This is a genomic window from Acinetobacter radioresistens DSM 6976 = NBRC 102413 = CIP 103788, from assembly GCF_006757745.1.
Taxonomy (GTDB): domain Bacteria; phylum Pseudomonadota; class Gammaproteobacteria; order Pseudomonadales; family Moraxellaceae; genus Acinetobacter; species Acinetobacter radioresistens.
In genome coordinates, this window is record NZ_AP019740.1 from 1,284,121 (window position 1) to 1,301,403 (window position 17,283).

The 17,283-nt window shown below is 39.7% G+C and carries 19 protein-coding genes and 1 other RNA gene; 13 read left to right on the forward strand and 7 right to left on the reverse strand.

Annotation, left to right across the window (positions count from 1 at the left end):
- Nucleotides 1-2: 2 nt before the first annotated feature.
- Together fabZ and lpxA are read left to right on the forward strand one after the other, a co-directional pair.
- Nucleotides 3-479 (forward strand): 3-hydroxyacyl-ACP dehydratase FabZ, encoded by a 477-nt coding sequence (gene fabZ, locus ACRAD_RS05925; RefSeq protein WP_005405310.1) that lies wholly within the window; start codon nucleotides 3-5, stop codon nucleotides 477-479.
- A gap of 7 nt (nucleotides 480-486) precedes the next feature.
- The gene (gene lpxA / locus ACRAD_RS05930) at nucleotides 487-1,275 is read left to right on the forward strand and encodes an acyl-ACP--UDP-N-acetylglucosamine O-acyltransferase (protein ID WP_005025678.1); all 789 of its coding nucleotides are present in this window, start codon (nucleotides 487-489) and stop codon (nucleotides 1,273-1,275) included.
- A gap of 71 nt (nucleotides 1,276-1,346) precedes the next feature.
- On the opposite strand, the gene ACRAD_RS05935 is transcribed toward lpxA, so the two are convergent.
- A complete protein-coding gene (locus tag ACRAD_RS05935; protein WP_026055470.1) occupies nucleotides 1,347-2,171 on the reverse strand; it encodes a YbgF trimerization domain-containing protein in 825 nt (274 codons plus the stop codon).
- A gap of 335 nt (nucleotides 2,172-2,506) precedes the next feature.
- Between ACRAD_RS05935 and ffs the strand changes: the two genes are divergently transcribed.
- An RNA gene (gene ffs / locus ACRAD_RS05940) (signal recognition particle sRNA small type) lies at nucleotides 2,507-2,603 on the forward strand.
- Nucleotides 2,604-2,612: 9 nt separating this feature from the next.
- Here the strand turns inward: ffs and ACRAD_RS05945 are convergent.
- The 4 genes from ACRAD_RS05945 to ACRAD_RS05960 form a co-directional block, all read right to left on the reverse strand.
- Nucleotides 2,613-3,098, reverse strand: a complete 486-nt coding sequence (locus ACRAD_RS05945) for a regulatory protein RecX (RefSeq protein WP_005025680.1) — start codon at nucleotides 3,096-3,098, stop codon at nucleotides 2,613-2,615.
- A gap of 53 nt (nucleotides 3,099-3,151) precedes the next feature.
- Nucleotides 3,152-4,198 carry a recombinase RecA gene (recA, locus tag ACRAD_RS05950; RefSeq protein WP_005025682.1) on the reverse strand — a complete coding sequence of 349 codons (1,047 nt, stop codon included), beginning with the start codon at nucleotides 4,196-4,198 and terminating at the stop codon, nucleotides 3,152-3,154.
- A gap of 148 nt (nucleotides 4,199-4,346) precedes the next feature.
- Nucleotides 4,347-4,787, reverse strand: coding sequence for an RNA-binding S4 domain-containing protein (locus ACRAD_RS05955; protein WP_005025683.1), 441 nt, complete (start codon nucleotides 4,785-4,787; stop codon nucleotides 4,347-4,349).
- Nucleotides 4,771-5,457, reverse strand: coding sequence for an HAD-IA family hydrolase (locus ACRAD_RS05960; protein WP_005025685.1), 687 nt, complete (start codon nucleotides 5,455-5,457; stop codon nucleotides 4,771-4,773). Before ACRAD_RS05960 ends, ACRAD_RS05955 begins: the two co-directional genes overlap by 17 nt.
- Nucleotides 5,458-5,838: 381 nt before the next feature.
- Here ACRAD_RS05960 and ACRAD_RS16430 point away from each other — a divergent pair, with 381 nt between their 5' ends.
- The 3 genes from ACRAD_RS16430 to ACRAD_RS05970 all read left to right on the forward strand — a co-directional run bounded on the left by ACRAD_RS16430 (nucleotide 5,839) and on the right by ACRAD_RS05970 (nucleotide 7,871).
- A complete protein-coding gene (locus ACRAD_RS16430; RefSeq protein ID WP_005014591.1) occupies nucleotides 5,839-5,985 on the forward strand; it encodes a hypothetical protein in 147 nt (48 codons plus the stop codon).
- 228 nt (nucleotides 5,986-6,213) lie between these two features.
- Nucleotides 6,214-7,062, forward strand: a complete 849-nt coding sequence (locus tag ACRAD_RS05965) for a 3'(2'),5'-bisphosphate nucleotidase CysQ family protein (protein WP_005025686.1) — start codon at nucleotides 6,214-6,216, stop codon at nucleotides 7,060-7,062.
- Nucleotides 7,063-7,124: 62 nt separating this feature from the next.
- Nucleotides 7,125-7,871, forward strand: a complete 747-nt coding sequence (locus ACRAD_RS05970; protein WP_005025687.1) for a phosphoglycerate mutase family protein — start codon at nucleotides 7,125-7,127, stop codon at nucleotides 7,869-7,871.
- 225 nt (nucleotides 7,872-8,096) lie between these two features.
- Here the strand turns inward: ACRAD_RS05970 and rpsT are convergent, their stop codons facing one another.
- Nucleotides 8,097-8,366, reverse strand: coding sequence for a 30S ribosomal protein S20 (gene rpsT, locus ACRAD_RS05975; protein ID WP_005014584.1), 270 nt, complete (start codon nucleotides 8,364-8,366; stop codon nucleotides 8,097-8,099).
- A 213-nt stretch (nucleotides 8,367-8,579) separates the two neighbouring features.
- Here rpsT and ACRAD_RS05980 point away from each other — a divergent pair, with 213 nt between their 5' ends.
- From ACRAD_RS05980 to ACRAD_RS06010, 7 genes are all read left to right on the forward strand, one after another.
- Nucleotides 8,580-9,245 carry an NAD(P)H-binding protein gene (locus tag ACRAD_RS05980; RefSeq protein ID WP_005025688.1) on the forward strand — a complete coding sequence of 222 codons (666 nt, stop codon included), beginning with the start codon at nucleotides 8,580-8,582 and terminating at the stop codon, nucleotides 9,243-9,245.
- A gap of 13 nt (nucleotides 9,246-9,258) precedes the next feature.
- On the forward strand, nucleotides 9,259-9,768 hold the full coding sequence (rraA, locus tag ACRAD_RS05985; RefSeq protein ID WP_005025689.1) for a ribonuclease E activity regulator RraA: 510 nt from the start codon (nucleotides 9,259-9,261) through the stop codon (nucleotides 9,766-9,768).
- 15 nt (nucleotides 9,769-9,783) lie between these two features.
- Complete coding sequence (locus ACRAD_RS05990) at nucleotides 9,784-10,557, forward strand: glutathione S-transferase N-terminal domain-containing protein (protein WP_005025690.1); 774 nt, start codon at nucleotides 9,784-9,786, stop codon at nucleotides 10,555-10,557.
- Between the two features lie 173 nt (nucleotides 10,558-10,730).
- Nucleotides 10,731-11,090, forward strand: a complete 360-nt coding sequence (locus tag ACRAD_RS05995; RefSeq protein WP_005025691.1) for a hypothetical protein — start codon at nucleotides 10,731-10,733, stop codon at nucleotides 11,088-11,090.
- A 96-nt stretch (nucleotides 11,091-11,186) separates the two neighbouring features.
- Entirely contained in the window at nucleotides 11,187-14,648 is a 3,462-nt protein-coding gene (mfd, locus tag ACRAD_RS06000; RefSeq protein WP_005404176.1) for a transcription-repair coupling factor, read from the forward strand.
- A 228-nt stretch (nucleotides 14,649-14,876) separates the two neighbouring features.
- Nucleotides 14,877-15,311, forward strand: coding sequence for an HIT domain-containing protein (locus ACRAD_RS06005; RefSeq protein ID WP_005014577.1), 435 nt, complete (start codon nucleotides 14,877-14,879; stop codon nucleotides 15,309-15,311).
- Between the two features lie 64 nt (nucleotides 15,312-15,375).
- Entirely contained in the window at nucleotides 15,376-16,884 is a 1,509-nt protein-coding gene (locus tag ACRAD_RS06010) for an adenylate/guanylate cyclase domain-containing protein (protein ID WP_005025692.1), read from the forward strand.
- Nucleotides 16,885-16,937: 53 nt separating this feature from the next.
- On the opposite strand, the gene fdx is transcribed toward ACRAD_RS06010, so the two are convergent.
- Nucleotides 16,938-17,276: an ISC system 2Fe-2S type ferredoxin gene (fdx, locus tag ACRAD_RS06015; RefSeq protein ID WP_005014575.1), complete on the reverse strand. Its 339-nt coding sequence runs from the start codon at nucleotides 17,274-17,276 to the stop codon at nucleotides 16,938-16,940.
- Nucleotides 17,277-17,283: the final 7 nt, after the last annotated feature.

Genomic DNA, 17,283 nt, shown 5'->3' on the forward strand with positions numbered 1-17,283 from the left:
TGATGACCGAGTCTAAAATCCCAGCATTTGCTGTGCCTGAATTACCAATGCACATTCAAACCATCCGCGAATATCTTCCACACCGTTATCCTTTTCTGCTAGTAGACCGGATTACTGAGGTGACAGAAAATGGAATTGTCGGATATAAAAATGTATCGATTAATGAAGAATTTCTCCAAGGACATTTTCCTAACTATCCACTTATGCCGGGGGTACTGATTGTAGAGGCACTCGCTCAAGTATCTGGTATTCTTGGCTTTATCATGAATGAACAAAAGCCATCAGAAGGTTCTCTGTTTCTTTTTGCAGGAGCTGAGAAAGTAAGATTTAAAAAACAGGTGGTTGCGGGTGACCAACTCGTATTAAAATCAGAGTTGGTAATGCAAAGACGCGGCATTTATAAATATCAATGTACTGCCAGCGTCGATGGTATAGTAGCAACTACAGCGGAAATTATGGTTTCGCATCAGCAAGTATAGAGCAGGCATGAGCAATAACGACTTCATTCATTCTACCGCTATTATTGACTCATCTGCAGTAATTGCTCCAGATGTACAGATTGGACCTTATTGTATTATTGGCCCAAATGTAACTATTGGAGCTGGTACAAAACTCCACTCACATGTTGTAGTGGGGGGCTTTACCCGAATTGGCGAGCAGAATGAAATATTTCAGTTTGCCAGTGTCGGAGAAATATGTCAGGACCTGAAGTATGCAGGTGAAGAAACTTGGCTTGAGATTGGGAATCATAACTCGATTCGTGAACATTGCAGTTTACATCGGGGGACTGTTCAAGATAAAAGTTTGACTAAAATCGGTGATCATAATCTGTTGATGGTGAACACCCATGTTGCTCACGACTGTGTTATTGGTGATCATAATATTTTTGCAAATAATGTAGGAGTAGCAGGTCACGTTCATATCGGTGACTTTGTAATTGTTGGTGGAAACTCTGGTATCCATCAGTTCTGCAAAATTGATTCTTATAGCATGATTGGCGGCGCATCGCTTATTTTAAAAGATGTGCCTGCATATGTAATGGTATCAGGTAATCCTGCACATGCATTCGGTATGAACGTTGAAGGTATGCGACGTAAAGGCTGGTCAAAGAGTGTAATTCAAGGGCTTAGAGAAGCTTTTAAGCTGATCTATAAAGCCAGTCTGACGACAGAGCAGGCTATTGAGAAAATTCGTGCAGAAATTCTTCCTGAAATTAGTGAAGTACAATTATTGATTGATTCACTGGAACAGTCAAAGCGTGGTATTGTGCGCTAAGCATGAGCTGTTATAAAAAAAGACGCCAAGTGGTGTCTTTTTTTATAAGCTGGTTTAGCTAAAATAATTTTCTATGATTTAAAATAGCCTGCTTCTTCAGACTTTGGATAGGTGCTAATGAGTTTGTTTTTAAATCGGTTAGCAGAAGCAGTATCTTTATCGACATCCTTGGCAATGCTGTAGAGTTGATACAACGCTCGTGAGGCTTTGGCTGAGGTCGGGTATTGATCTGCTACTATGGCATAGTTTTTCTTGGCTTCTTTATAATTTGGCGGCTCTACTGCCAGATTAAACTCAGCCAGCCAGAAGTAAGCATTTCCCGTATAAATACTGTTTGGATGGTTCTTGATAAAATTCTGCATTGGGGCTATAGCTTTCTTGGCACCGCCCTGTTTGTATGCATCCAGAGCGACAGTATAAGCTGCTTTTTCTAAGTCGCTCGGTGCTTGAGTAGAACTATTGCCTTGAGGCAAATTGCTAGAAGTACTATTAGATGCGATAGGGCTTACAGAAGTAGCAGCTGCTGGTTGAGCCTGTGTTTCTTCACTACTTGCCTCTTCATTTGCATTAGCGCTTTCAGGGTCAATTTTTTGAAGTAATAGTTCAATACGCTGATCAAGATCTGTATAACGATTTGTTAACTCTTTTTTGAGCTGGTCAATTTCATTTGCTTGTTCTTCAAGCTGACCACGTAAAGTACGTATGTCATTTTCCAGATTCTGGTTTTTCTGTACCAAATCCCAAGTCGGATTACTGTTTACAGTTGGTGTGGCAGTAGAAGCATTGTTGTAGCTAGAGGATTGCGAGAGGCCTCTCGATTCAATTGGAACGGCTGCGTACAGTTGAGTTGTACAAAGCAGGGCAATGAAAAGAAGGGAATGCTTATTGAGCATAATTTTGGTCCATCATATCGAGTGATTGGTCATCACTTTATTGTCTTGTCCAGCTAGGATCTAAAAATATCTAGCTGAAGTTCTACAGTATGCAGTCATTAAAAACGGCTGGCTCAAGAATTGCAATAACTCTTTACAATGTTCAGGCATATTTGGCGAGCATGAGCTTTTCCGGCTAACCTATAATATTAATAGTTATACCTGTAAAAGAGTTTCATTGTTTAAATCTTTAAGATCGTTGAGGAAATAATCAATTGAACGCTCAAGGTGCGAAAATAATGAGCAGAGACTTGCAACTTGGTTAAAAAACTCTATACTTGGTTTTGCAATGGTAGCCCCGCTGGTAGCCTCGCAATTGTACTCTGTGAACCCCGCCAGGACCGGAAGGTAGCAACGGTAGCAGATCTATGATGTGCCGAAGTTTTGCTAGTGGGGTTGCCACCACTATTCTTCATCAGCCATTCGGTTGACTGCTTTCATAATTGCTTCCATTTCAAAACCACGATACTGTAAAAAGCGGATCTGTTTTGCTTTGAGTTTTGGTTCCTTTTCAACCTCAAAACCAAATTTTTTCACTTTCAGACGATAAGCTTGCTCCGCCCAGTCTATATCAGATAAATTATCTTGAATTAATTCAGTATCCAGCTGCTTGGTTTTAAGAGCCAGTTTAATTCGATTCGGGCCTTTGCCTTTGCGTAATTGACTTGATAGCATCGCTTCAGCTACCCGCTGATCACTTTGATAAGAGTTTTCAATCAGTTCTTCAACTAATGTTCTTACTTCATCTGGATTCTCTGCATAGAGACAAAGTTTTTCAATCAGTTCGCCTTTTGAATATTCGCGTTTAGTTAGTAGGGCAAAAGCATAAGAGCGTAAACGAGTTCCGGTTAAAGGTTTTCGTTGAGTTTGCTGATTTCTTTGCTTAAACATGCAATCCTTCCTTAGATGGAAAAACGCCCCGTGGGGCGTTTCTTTCAGTTCAATTAACTTTCTAGGAAGTCCGGGACTTCTTCTGCTTCATCTTCTGCCACCGGCGCATTATTAGTAGTTAAGAGCTGCTCACGAATAAGACGCTCAACTTCTACTGCCAGCTCCGGATTTTCTTCCAGATGACGAATCACATTATTCTTGCCTTGGCCAATTTTATTACCTTGGTAAGAGTACCATGCACCAGCTTTCTGGATGATTTCTTGCTGAACAGCTAAATCAATCAACTCGCCAAGATGGTTAACCCCTTTGCCATAAAGAATCTGAAATAGTGCTTCTTTAAATGGAGGCGCCATTTTATTCTTGACGACTTTAACTTTGGTTTCAGAGCCAATAATTTCATCGCCTTCTTTTACCTGACCGATACGGCGAATATCCAGACGGACTGATGCATAGAATTTTAATGCATTACCACCAGTTGTGGTCTCAGGACTACCAAACATTACACCGATTTTCATACGAATCTGGTTAATGAAGATTACCATACAGTTAGAACGCTTAGCATTACCGGTAATCTTACGCAGTGCCTGGCTCATCAGTCGAGCTTGCAGCCCCATATGTGAATCACCCATTTCGCCTTCAATCTCGGCACGTGGGGTCAAGGCAGCAACGGAGTCGACTACGATCAGGTCAATTGCTCCCGAGCGTACCAGCATGTCTGCAATTTCTAATGCCTGTTCACCATTATCTGGCTGGGAAACCAGCAGGTTATCAATATCTACGCCAAGTTTACGTGCATACTGCGGGTCAAGTGCATGCTCTGCATCAATAAACGCACAAGTACCACCAGCCTTCTGACACTGCGCAATTGCCTGCAATGTCATAGTAGTTTTACCTGAGGACTCAGGACCGTAAATTTCAACAATACGGCCCTTAGGCAAACCGCCAATACCCAGCGCAATATCTAATGTTAAAGAACCGGTTGATACAGCTTCTACTGCCTGCACGGTATTATCACCCAGGCGCATTACCGTATTTTTACCAAACTGTTTCTCAATTTGGCTTAACGCGGCATTGAGCGCTTTGCTTTTATTCTCATCCATCTCACAACCTCAAAACTTTCGTAATATCACTATTCACTCAAGTGGATGTATCAAAGTAAAAACTTGTTTCCACCAGATTATAGTGACAGATTTATAATGACGTTTCTATGTGTTTTCCGGTCTGGGCGACACAATATGACGTGTAATTTTAACCATCATTATATGACCAGGAGTGGTCATTCTGATGATCATTTCCTTGTTTAAACTTGTTGATATCGCGACGATCTTTTTTGCTCGGACGATGATCTGGTCGTGCTAGATTATGCAATTTTCGTTGCGATGCAATCAATTCACGACGAGCGATACTTACGGGTGTTTCTTCATAAAGCATCTGGGCAACTGGTGCAGGACCACGAGTGTTTGACAGGGCTTTAATAGTTACGGTTTTACGGTCAAATCCTTGCTGAATGGTTAACTCCATTCCTACACGTATTTCCTTGGAGACTTTTACCCGTTCACCCTCATGGTGGACTTTACCACCTTCAATTGCTGCTTTCGCAACTGAGCGGGTTTTAAAAAAACGCGCTGCCCATAGCCATTTGTCTACGCGCATGCTTTCAACGGCAACATCTTCATGCTGTTTTAACATTGATTTCCTTATAAGCAGTTTCTGAAATAAAAGGAAAGAGTTCAATCAAATTATCTATGGCAGGATAATCTAGTTGTTCTTGCAGGCGAGGTGCTTGCAAACTTGAAGGTTGAAGAATAGTGAACAAGTTTTTAATTCCAAATTTCTTGGCACTGTGTAAGACCTGAGCTGTATCATCAATCAATACGGCCTGTTCCGGATTGAAAGAATGCTGTTGCTGCAGGTACTTCCAGAATGCTAGAGTTTCTTTAGGATAGCCAATCTGTTCACTGCTGATGATTAAATCAAAATGAGGGCGCAGTGGTATATTTTCAAGTTTTAATTCTAGGCTTTTACAGTCAGCATTGGTGACTAGCCAGCAGACATGACCAGCAGCCTTTAGCTGCTCTAAAAGCTCTAAACTCCCAGCTCTGAGACAAATTTTACTTTCATGGTTTTGCTGCATTTTTAGTGTATTGATACCAGTTTGTAGGCTCCAGAATGCAGAAGAATACCAGCTCAAAGTGTGTTTATGATCTAGATAAAGCTGCTGTAGATATTGATGGCTTTTCTCTAAGGAGTAGCCATGAAACTGGGCATAGTGCTCAGGCAAGCATTGATTCCAGATATAGTCGTCAAAAGCCAGATCCAACGGTGTGCCGTCCATATCAAACATTATTGGTTTAAGCATAGTTGTCCTGAATAAAGTTATTTTTTCCTCAAAATTATAACTTAAATACAAATAATTTTTATTTAAGCTGACTTAATTAGCTAAGATTTTAAAATATATAATTTTTGAATTTATCTTCTAATAAAAAATATTAAATATAGATAAGTTAAAATATAAATAAGCTTATGCTAATTAAAATTATAAGTATTATTAAAGTACATCTGGGTTATTTTATTAATATTAAAATATAAGTTTTTGAAATTGATATTATTTAAATATTTTTCAGATAAAGGGTAAAATAGTATTCTATTCAAATTACTATTTTTGTTTTAATATTTTTGGTCATATGAAAAGTTTTAGATTTCTTTAGAATTATAAGGGCTAAGTAATAAGGAGAAACAAATGAATAATAAGTTACTCATCATTAGTCTTATAAGTCTTATTATTTTACTTGGGTTTATAGCTAAAAATGAAGTTTATGAAAAAATGCAGAAGGATAATCATCAAGTTATATTGGAAAATAAAGGAATTTCTAATAGGATTTTTTAGTTTACTCAATCTTTAAAAATAGATCTATGGGATTTTAAATAAAAATTTTCTACTTAATAAGTGTGATATGTATCACGTTCCTGATTTATAATAGAAGCTCTATTATTAAAATATAATGTTTTAATAACTAAAACTGAGAGAAGATAAAAATATATTTCACTTTCGTATACAAGCAAATGATGAAAGTTAGTGGTAGCCTTAACACATCCAAGTCCGGACTCTGTATTTATGTTTATTCAATCTCAAGCACCTACAGATGAACTTATGCTTAAGCTTTTACCTATGCTTGAGCAAGCTGGCCAAACTCTTTTAGAAGAGTATGAGGGTTATTGTGCAGGAAATGATTTTAATATTAATAAAAAAATAGACCAGTCACCTGTAACTCAAGCTGACTTAAAGATTAATCATTATATACTGGAACAGTTGGCATATCTTACACCTGAAATACCAGTTTTATCAGAAGAAAGTGATTATTCAAAACGTCATCAATGGCCGCTTTGCTGGCTGCTAGATCCTCTTGACGGCACTAAAGAATTCATTCATGAACGTGATGAGTTTACGATTAATCTCAGCTTGATTAGGCATCATAAAACTATATTTTCAGTCATTGTTGTACCTTGTGAAAAGCGCATGTACATGGGCTATCTTCAAGATTTACCATTTCGCTATCAATTCAGTCAGCGGCAATGGTATCAGTATCAGCAAAATCTAGCAGATTATAAGCAAATCCAGGTAGGGTTAAGCCACGGCAGCAAAGATATACGCTATCAGCAATTTATGGATCATATTGCGCAGCAGTACCCCGTGGTACGACGTGAAGCGGGGAGTGCTTATAAATTTTGTATGATGCTAGAAGGCGTGATCGATATTTACCCGCGCTTTCACCCGACTTCTGAATGGGATACAAGCGCCGGGCAGGGGCTTTTGGAAAGTATCGGTGGTGGCCTGTTGAGTTTACAGAAAGAACCTTTTACCTATAATGCGCGTAGCAGTGTATTAAATAACGGGTTTATAGCATTTACTAATCAGGTAACACGGACTCTCTCGCTTGAGGCTTTGGCGCAAGTAAAGCTTTAACCCTGAACATCAGCTCACTCTCATGCTATAGTAATAGATAAATTGAGTTATTAAGAAATTCTATGTCGCTGAAGTTACTGCCGCCCAGTATGCATAAAGCCTTGGAACTGTTACCAGAAGCCTCAGTGCCTGTAACCTTGTTTACACGGCATTCTTTAAGAGAAATTGTAGCAGGGCAGGGATTGGCTGGGTACGACCTGCAGTTAACAGAACAAGGCCGTGACTTAGCCCATGAATGGGGTGCTTATCTCATTAAAAATACGGATCGCTTGATTCAGCATTGTATTTCGAGCCCTATTCAGCGCTGTATTGATACAGCTGCTTTGATGATTGAAGGGGCAGATCAGGTAACTCCGGCTTTAAATACACATTCGATTGAAATTGTTGAGCAGGGTCTACTGGTAGAACCTGGAAGCTTTGTACTGGATATCCAGCAGGCTGCACCTTATTTTAAACAGCAGGGTGCACTGGGCTTTATCAACAGTTTTGTCAATAACACATTACCTGGTATGAAGAATCCTATTATGGGCGTAATGGATGTACTTGAGCTGATTTACAGCACTCATCCGCAGAACTGTCGAGGTCTAAGTCTGGCAGTAAGTCATGACACCATTATTGCTGCTATTGTCGCCATAATTTCAGGACATACTCAAATTAGCCAAGCCGACTGGCCACAAATGATGGAGGGATTATTTCTATGGTTTGAAGGTGAAGATTTTGACCATAGTAAACTGAAGTGGATTTGGCGAGGTGAGTTAAAAGAACTGTCTATTCAGCAGTTTCAGGCCCAGCAAGCAAACATTTCCTGAGGATAACAACTGACAGGTTCCGTAGAAAATTCTATAATAATTGATAGATAAAAAATATTCAGTAAGTCAGAGGATAATAAGTAATAATCCTTTAAATTTCATACAGAATAATATCAGTATTCTTATTTTTAATAATATCTACTACTCTAAATAGCAAAAAAAATTGAGCTAGAGAAATTTTAGCCAGAAAAAAAGCCCATTATAGGGCTTTTTTACATATATCACTTAGTTAGAAGCTAGAGCTTTAACTTGAGTGTTTAAGCGGCTCTTATGACGAGCTGCTTTATTTTTATGGATGATGCCTTTATCAGCCATACGGTCGATTACAGGAACAGCTTTTTTATAAGCTTCTGTAGCTACTGCATAATCACCAGCAGCAATTGCACTTAAAGTACGCTTGATGTAGGTACGAACCATAGAACGCAAGCTCGCGTTGTGTTTGCGCGCTGTAACATTTTGACGCGCACGTTTTTTTGCCTGAGCAGAGTTTGCCACTCTTGCACTCCTTGAAATAGATTGGTCTGGGCGGGCTGTAGTTGAAACTGACCTTCACCAGAAGACACCATAACCAGCCCGTAAACAAGTGCCATATTTTGATGAAATGGCACGCCGAAGTCAAGTGTCGCGACGCTTTCACAACATTTTACTTGAAGATAAAAATGAGAGAAAACGTTAGATTATAAGAAATTTAAGAAGATAGGCTAAAAAATGACTGAAAATATCAAAAGTGCCATCGTAATTGGAGCAACAGGGCTAGTTGGACGAGAGCTAGTTCGAGAATTACATCAACTGGCTGAATGTGAACGCATTACTGTAGCAGTGCGGCAAGAAGATGCCGAATATAAGCAAATGTCTAAAGTAGAGCAGTTGGTCGTATCTGACTTTTTTATGTTAAATGATGAGGATGTAAGTGGCCATACTCATGCATTTAGCTGTCTTGGCACTACCATCAAAAAAGCAGGTTCTAAACAGGCATTTTATAATACTGATTTCGGCATTAATGCGCATTTTGCTGAGCTGGTTCAGGATGATGTGCTACATTTCCTCTTGGTAAGTGCAATGGGTGCAGCATCTGAATCTATATTTTTTTATAACCGGGTTAAAGGTGAGCTTGAAGATTATATCCAAAGCATGGATATGAACCGGATATCATTTATAAGGCCTTCGCTATTGCTCGGAGAGCGTCAGGAAAGCCGTATTCTGGAGGATTTAAGCCAGAACCTGTTTCGTACAGTTGAAAAATATATTCCTGGTAATTTTAAATACAAACCTGTGACAGCTCGGCAAGTAGCTCATACTATGGTCAAGGCAGCGCAAAATCAGACTGAAAAATATAAAGTTTATGATAATTTAGCTATACAGAATATGCCGTAATTGGAGATAAGACATGAATACAGAATTCGTAACCTGTGACCTGCTAGATAATAATCCTGATAAAGAACTACAAGTAATGTGTCCATCAATTGATGGTAAATACTTTAAAAGTTACGGGTTGCGTAAAACCTTTGGTGGACAAGTGGTTACAGTAAAATGTTTCGAAGACAACTCAAGGGTGAAAGAGCTTCTTGCTACAGATGGAACGGGTAAAGTACTGGTAGTAGATGGCGGTGCTTCCATGCGATGTGCACTTATGGGTGACATGATTGCTGAATCAGCTGTAAAGAATCACTGGAATGGCGTAATTATTTATGGCTGTATACGTGATGTTGATGCAATTGCAGAGCTGGATCTGGGGGTACATGCATTGGCTGCCATTCCACAAAAAAGTAACCGTAAAGGCATTGGCGAAGTTGATGTAACTTTGTATTTTGGTGGAGTGACTATTCATGCCGGTGATTATATTTATGCCGATAATAATGGTATTGTCATATCGAAAGAAAAGCTTGTAGAAGCATAATTATAAGGAAAAAATATGGTGAATCATCAAACTAAAGTAATTCAGGCGCTGGTTTCTAGTTTTACAGAAGGTGGAAGAGGTGTATCGGGAACGCCCCATCCTCATCAGCCCGAAAAACCACTCAAGCTTTATGAGTTTGAAGCTTCACCATTTTGCCGTCGTGTACGGGAAGTATTGACACTTTTAAATCTGGATGTGGAAATCTACCCTTGTCCACGTAATGGTACCCGTTTCAGGCCCATAGTCCAAAAAGAGGGCGGTAAACTGCAATTTCCTTTTCTGATTGATGAAAACACCGGCGACAAACTGTATGAATCGGAGCAGATTATTGCTCACTTATTCAAGTACTATGGCAGGAATGGGCGAGTACCTAAAGCCTATCAGAATTATCCGAAAATACCTTATGTTGCTATTGTGGGAACTCTTGTTAATGGGTTAAGAGGTGCTTTTTCTAAGGTCAATACAGGTGATGCGCCTGAGCAATTACTAGAATTATGGAGTTTTGAAGGCAGCCCTTATTCACGCGTAGTTCGTAGCGTACTGAGTGAGCTGGAAATTCCATATATTTTGCATAATGTTGCCAAGGAACGCTGGCAAGATATGGGGCCAGCAAAATTAAGACTTAAGCCAGGCAAGTATGTGCCTGTTTCTGGTGGGAAACGTGAGCAAGTCATGCAGGTGATGGGGCGAGATATTCAGGTCCCTTATATGATAGATCCAAATACTAATACAAAGATGTTTGAATCAGCAAAAATTGTTCGTTATCTTCAAGAGCAGTACGGTGGCTAACTAAAGCGCAAAAAACTGCATTGAATACCAGTAAAAAGCACTTGAATAAAAGTGCTTTTTATTTTGATATGAGTAGCCCAATTTTTTTAATCTATCATCTTTTATTCAATCTATTTATTTTGACAGCTTATATTTAGACTCAAAATTTATATTTTAATCTGTGATTTAGAAATATGTTTAACAAACTTGTCCGACTCTTCAAAACTACAGCTAAAGAGACCGAAGAACAATCCTATTTACGTGAACAAAATATTCACTTTGATCAAGATCAAGGGCCTATCGTTGATGGGATTGTGCTAAGTGATTTAAATAATCGTCTTGAATATTTTTCAAATCGTAAGCTTGAAAATTTTCAAGATTTAAAAAAATTATTTGAAATCAGTTTGCAGATTAATGAAAAAATAGACCTGGAAATTGCCACAGGCCGTTATGTTGAGCGCTTGGGAAATAATGAGCAAAATTTAAAAGAACTGAAAAAAGTTATTGAAAAGCTGAATAGCTACTATAAAAAATTTCTGCGAGATAGAGTATAGATAGTTTTATTCTTCAAGGTCTTTATTAAAAATAACTAAAAGTCGAAAAACATCATGATATTATGGGCAATGACATTTAGGCCTAAATCTATCTACATGTTCCAGAAAGAAATCTCTCAACTTAATTTAAAACAATTGAAGGCAGGTGAAAAGCGCTGGGTAGGCTCTTTACTTGGTTCTTCAGCCGCACTATTGCTTAAAGAAATTGCTGAACAATCACGGCAATTATTAGTCTTGGTGGCTAAAAATAACCAGCATGTAGCCCAGCTCGAGAGTGAGCTGGAGTTCTACGGTATAAAACCGATTATTTTCCCGGATTGGGAAATCCTGCCTTATGACCGGTTATCTCCCCATCAGGATATTGTCTCGGAGCGCCTGGCTATACTTTCTAATATGCCTCAGCAGGGCATATTACTACTTTCAGCCTCTACATTGGCACAGCGAGTTGCTCCAACTTCCTGGATATTAGGCGAGCATTTCGATATACGTGTCGGTCAAAAATTTGATCTTGAACAGCAGAAACTACGTCTGGTACAGGCTGGTTATCTTTTAGTAGATACAGTTTACGATCATGGAGAGTTCGCGGTACGCGGTAGTATTATGGATATCTATGCTTCGGGTCAGGAGGCACCCATCCGTATAGATCTGTTTGATGATGAAATTGATAGCCTTAAATTTTTTGATCCGGAAACTCAGAGAACAACAAGTAATTTAACTCAATTCAAGGTTCTACCAGCAAAAGAGTTTCCGTTAAAGGACGGACGTTCTACCTTCCGTGACCGTTATGCTGAGAGCTTTCCGACTGCCAATCCAAAAAAGAATCCTATTTATCAGGATGTCATGGAAGGTATTGCATCACCGGGTATTGATTTCTATCTGCCATTATTCTTTAGTAAACAGTCAATTCAAACTCAAGGCATGCTATCGGCATACTTACCTCAGCATTCCATTGTCATTACAGATAGGGATTTAGATGAATGTTTGATCACCTTCTGGAAGGATGTTAATCGTCGTTATGAAGATCGACGTCATAATGCAGACCAGCCTATTCTGCCACCAGAAGATTTATTCTTAAAACCGAATGCTTTACTTGAGTTACTCAATCATTTTCCCCGAATTATTGCATCATCTGAACAATTTGAAGAAAAGGCGGGTGTGATAAATATGGCGGTTTCAGAGCCGCCCCGGCTTCCGGTTAATCCTAAACATGAAAAACCATTTCATCAGGTTAAAGAATATATCGATAACGCTCAGCATCCAGTTTTACTGGTAACTGAAAGTGCAGGACGTCGCGAAAGTTTACGTGATGCCTTACGCTCGACTCTGGGTGATATTCCTACTGTTGCAAATTTCAATATTTTTCAGAATGATCAGTATAAAATTGCAATTACTACTGCTCCACTTGAGCGTGGATTAATCATTAATGATCAGCTGACCGTTATTTCTGAAAATCAGTTGTATGAGCACCGGGTAGTTCAGCGACGTCGTAAGCGTCAACAGGAAGTTTCTGAAGAATTTTTAATTCGTAGTCTGACTGAACTGAGCATTGGTGCACCTGTTGTACATATTGACCATGGTGTAGGACGTTATGCAGGGCTGGTTACCTTAAGTATTGATGATCAGGAGTATGAGTTTCTGCAGCTGGATTATGCAGAAGGTGCGAAAGTATACGTGCCCGTTACTAACTTGCATCTTATTAGCCGTTATAGTGGCGGTGACCCGGATTTGGCTCCGCTACATAAGATTGGTAGTGATGCCTGGAACAAGGCTAAACGGAAAGCACTTGAGCAAATTCATGATGTGGCTGCAGAACTCCTGCATATTCAGGCCCGCCGTCATGCCAAGCCCGGATTTGCTTTTGAAATAGATCAGAGTCTGTATATGCAGTTTGCCAGTGGTTTTGCTTATGAAGAAACCCTGGATCAGGCAAATGCTATTGAAGCGACATTATATGATATGCAAAAAGCTGAGCCTATGGACCGGCTGGTCTGTGGTGATGTAGGCTTTGGTAAAACCGAAGTGGCAATGCGTGCCGCTTTTGTAGCAGTACAGAATAATAAACAGGTCGCGGTACTGGTACCGACAACTCTGTTAGCCCAGCAACACTATGAATCATTCAAAGACCGTTTTGCAGACTGGCCGGTTCGTATTGAAGTGCTATCTCGTTTTGGTTCAAACAAGGCCCATGTAAAAAATATTCAGGATCTTGCAGACGGTAAAGTCGATATTGTAATTGGGACTCATAAACTTTTACAGGAAAATGTACAGTTTAAAGATCTGGGACTAATGATTGTCGATGAAGAACACCGTTTCGGGGTGCGTGATAAAGAGCGTATTAAAGCAATGCGTGCAGATGTCGATATGCTTACTCTGACAGCAACACCGATTCCACGTACATTAAATATGGCATTTTCAGGCATGCGTGACCTGTCGATTATTGCCACTCCACCAGCACGCCGTCTGGCTGTAAAGACATTTGTACAGGAGCATACTGATGCTTCTATCAAAGAGGCTATTTTGCGGGAATTACTTCGCGGTGGTCAGGTATATTTCCTTCATAATGAAGTCGACAGTATTGAACGTACTGCAGAGAATATCCGTGCACTTGTTCCTGAAGCACGAGTTGCCGTTGCACATGGACAAATGCGTGAACGTGAACTCGAGCAGGTAATGCAACAGTTTTATCACAAACAGTATAATGTGCTGGTTTGCTCGACCATTATTGAAACTGGTATTGATGTCCCTAATGCAAATACTATTATTATTGAACGGGCAGATAAATTAGGTTTGGCACAATTACATCAATTACGTGGGCGTGTTGGGCGCTCCCATCATCAGGCTTATGCCTACTTGCTGGTACCTTCGATTAAAGCTTTAAAAGGTGATGCAGAGAAACGTTTAGATGCCATTCAACGTGCTTCTAATCTGGGCGCCGGTTTTATGCTTGCTACAGAAGATCTTGAAATCCGTGGGGCAGGTGAACTGTTAGGTGAGCAGCAAAGTGGTTCTATGCAGGCTATTGGCTATAGTCTATATATGGAAATGCTTGAAAAAGCGACCAAAGCAATTCAGCAGGGCAAGACCCCAAATTTTGATGCTCCGCTTTCCTTAACTGCAGAGATTAACCTGCACATGCCAGCACTCATTCCAGATGAATATTTAGGGGATGTACACCAGCGGCTCTTGTTTTACAAGCGTATCAGTAATGCCGATACACAAGATAAGCTCGATAATATTCGTATGGAGCTAGTTGACCGTTTCGGTCTTGCACCGCAACCAGTCAAACAGTTATTCAGTGTGCATCAGATTCGTCTGAAAGCGGAACAACTTGGAATTACCAAGGTGGATATTGGAAGTCACGGGGGAAGTATCGAATTTTCACCTGATACAGCTGTTCAGGCGATCAGTATTATCCAGCTTATGCAAAAACAGCCGACTCACTTTCGCATGGAGGGTGGGCAACGCTTAAAGGTGCTGGTCATGCTAGAAGAGTATGAACAAAGAATTGAGTTTATTTTGAAACTTCTTGACCAGTTAACTGCAGACTTAAATCGCTAAAATAAGGCGAGGACTGAACAAGTCTTCGCAAACCTTTTTGACGGGTTAAGTATCAGTAAGTAATAAAAAAAACTTAAAGCAACAGGTACCTTTATTCATTTATCTTGGACTTATAAAATTTGAGATAAATTAATAATTATTTGTAAGGAAAGGCAGTTCTCAGAATATTCACACCATATTGGATGTGATAGTATTAGCTATCATTGTTATTGCATCATTTATAAAGATATGTTTAGTTTGCATCCACAACTTGCTCAAGATACTTTTTTTGTTGGCGATTTTCCGCTTTCAACATGTCGTCTGATGAATGATATGCAATTCCCGTGGCTTATCCTTGTGCCACGTGTACCTGGCATTACTGAATTATACGAACTTAGCCAAGCTGACCAAGAACAATTCTTACGCGAATCAAGCTGGCTATCAAGTCAGCTTGCCCGTGTGTTCCGGGCAGATAAAATGAATGTAGCTGCTTTGGGCAATATGGTTCCACAATTGCATTTCCATCATGTTGTTCGCTATCAGAATGATGTTGCATGGCCTAAACCTGTATGGGGTACACCTGCTGTACCTTATACCAATGATGTTCTGGCACATATGCGTCAGACATTAATGCTGGCGCTGCGTGGTCAGGGTGATATGCCGTTTGATTGGCGTATGGATTAGTAGTAGACACCTGTTCAAGACCATGCTACCGGTATGGTCTTCACGCAGTCACTGGAGAGCGGGAGTGTCGCTAAACCGTGTAACAGGAAAGCAGCATCCTTTACATTTCGAGTTTATACATCGATTAATTGGTTATCTCATGCTGTCTTTGACAGTGGTGATCTATTATTTCACCGCTCCAGAGACCAATTATCAAATTTATCTTCCATTTGCTTTTTTGGGGATTTTACTAGTAAGCCGGCGCCTAGAGCGTTGGTTGAAGTACCGCTTTGACTATAAAATAAAAAGAAATATATTATTCTTACTAGATGTGATTGTTGTGGCCACTACATTGGCTGCTGTACACCTGAGCTTGACCCTTACTTTTCTAGCTATCTTTGGTCTGGTTTACACATCAATCAATAATAAAATTTCTTTTTTGATGGCTTCGGTTGCTGCCTTACTGAGCATAATTATTTTTTATTTTCATAGCCTGTTTGTCTTTGGCACTCTCCAGTACTTTGAAGTTACTTCACCAGAACTGACAGTCATCGGTTTATTATGCCTCATCATTTTTATTAATTTAGGTAATTATTATCAGAATCAGCATATTCAAAAGCTCGATCAGCAGCGTCTTTACTATTTTGAACAAATGAACCGTTATATTGAGTTTGCAAATCAGTTAAGCCGCTATGCTCCTTTACAGCTCTGTCAGCAGATTATGAATGGTGAAGTAGAGGCTAAAATTGAATACAAACGAAAAAAAATGACAATCTTTTTTTCAGATATCCAAGGATTTACTGAACTTTCTGAGACTCTGATTCCTGATGATCTGGCATTTTTATTAAATGAATATCTGAGCCATATGACAGATATCGCCAAGCAATATGGCGCTACCGTTGATAAATTTATGGGTGATGCCATACTGATTTTCTTTGGTGATCCAGATAGTCAAGGCGTAGAGCAGGACGCGAAAACTTGTATCGAAATGGCAATTGCTATGCGCCAGCAGATGAAGTTATTACGTGAACGTTGGAAAAAAATGGGATATCCGGCGTTACATATCCGTATGGGGATCAGTACAGGATATTGCCATGTGGGTAATTATGGTGCTGCTCATCGTATGGCTTATACGATTGTGGGTCGAGATGCTAATTTGGCTGCACGTCTACAATATGCCGCCGAGATTGACGAGATCCTGATTGCGGATGAAACTTATAAACTGATCAGAAGTGAATTTCTGTGTATTCCTAAAACACCTATTTATTTAAAGGGATTTCAGGAACCTGTCCGTACTTGGCAAGTTATGGAAAAATTCTCGGTACATCGGCTTGAGCATCAGCAATGGTTTGATTATGAATATAAAGGATTTCATCTGATTCTTAATCTGGAAGAAGTAGAAAACTTTGAATATAGTGAGCTGGTGGAAGTACTGGAGCAAATGATTGAGCGCATCCGTACCCAGCAAAAATTAACGAATTCTCATGGCGTAGCTAAGCTTAATCTGGCTGATGAAATCAAGCCGGTCGAGCAAGAACATGTGAATACCTCAAATCGTAAAAATTTTAATGATATGAAGGTTGATCAGTTTTAAACTCTTGTTATTAATGTTCCTATTAAAAAAGCCCCTTACGTAAGGGGCTTTTTTTAGTGATTTTCAGAAGCGTGGTTAATAGTGTATTTAGGTATCTCAATTTCCAGATCTTCCTCTACCACTTTTACCTGACAGGAAAGTCGAGAGTCAGGCTCTAGCCCCCAAGCACGGTCTAGTAGATCTGCTTCTACATCATTCATTTCTTTAAGGCTGTCGAACCCCTGCCGTACAATGACATGGCAAGTCGTACAGGCACAGGACATATCACAGGCATGTTCAATTTTGATGCCATTTTTCAATAGGCTTTCACAGAGATTGGCATTGTGTTCAACTTCAAACTCGGCACCTTCTGGGCAAATTTGCGCATGCGGAAGAACTTTAATACGTGGCATAAGTCAT

Bases quoted from the DNA above. Each gene is read 5' to 3' on its own strand.
- recA (WP_005025682.1), bottom strand. From the start codon at position 4,198: ATGGATGAGAATAAAAGCAAAGCGCTCAATGCCGCGTTAAGCCAAATT.
- mfd (WP_005404176.1), top strand. From the start codon at position 11,187: ATGTTCCAGAAAGAAATCTCTCAACTTAATTTAAAACAATTGAAGGCA.
- ACRAD_RS05945 (WP_005025680.1), bottom strand. From the start codon at position 3,098: ATGTTTAAGCAAAGAAATCAGCAAACTCAACGAAAACCTTTAACCGGA.
- rraA (WP_005025689.1), top strand. From the start codon at position 9,259: ATGAATACAGAATTCGTAACCTGTGACCTGCTAGATAATAATCCTGAT.
- lpxA (WP_005025678.1), top strand. From the start codon at position 487: ATGAGCAATAACGACTTCATTCATTCTACCGCTATTATTGACTCATCT.
- ACRAD_RS05995 (WP_005025691.1), top strand. From the start codon at position 10,731: ATGTTTAACAAACTTGTCCGACTCTTCAAAACTACAGCTAAAGAGACC.
- ACRAD_RS06005 (WP_005014577.1), top strand. From the start codon at position 14,877: ATGTTTAGTTTGCATCCACAACTTGCTCAAGATACTTTTTTTGTTGGC.
- fabZ (WP_005405310.1), top strand. From the start codon at position 3: ATGACCGAGTCTAAAATCCCAGCATTTGCTGTGCCTGAATTACCAATG.
- ACRAD_RS05955 (WP_005025683.1), bottom strand. From the start codon at position 4,787: ATGTTAAAACAGCATGAAGATGTTGCCGTTGAAAGCATGCGCGTAGAC.
- ACRAD_RS05970 (WP_005025687.1), top strand. From the start codon at position 7,125: ATGTCGCTGAAGTTACTGCCGCCCAGTATGCATAAAGCCTTGGAACTG.
- fdx (WP_005014575.1), bottom strand. From the start codon at position 17,276: ATGCCACGTATTAAAGTTCTTCCGCATGCGCAAATTTGCCCAGAAGGT.
- ACRAD_RS05960 (WP_005025685.1), bottom strand. From the start codon at position 5,457: ATGCTTAAACCAATAATGTTTGATATGGACGGCACACCGTTGGATCTG.
- ACRAD_RS05965 (WP_005025686.1), top strand. From the start codon at position 6,214: ATGTTTATTCAATCTCAAGCACCTACAGATGAACTTATGCTTAAGCTT.
- ACRAD_RS16430 (WP_005014591.1), top strand. From the start codon at position 5,839: ATGAATAATAAGTTACTCATCATTAGTCTTATAAGTCTTATTATTTTA.
- ACRAD_RS05980 (WP_005025688.1), top strand. From the start codon at position 8,580: ATGACTGAAAATATCAAAAGTGCCATCGTAATTGGAGCAACAGGGCTA.
- ACRAD_RS05990 (WP_005025690.1), top strand. From the start codon at position 9,784: ATGGTGAATCATCAAACTAAAGTAATTCAGGCGCTGGTTTCTAGTTTT.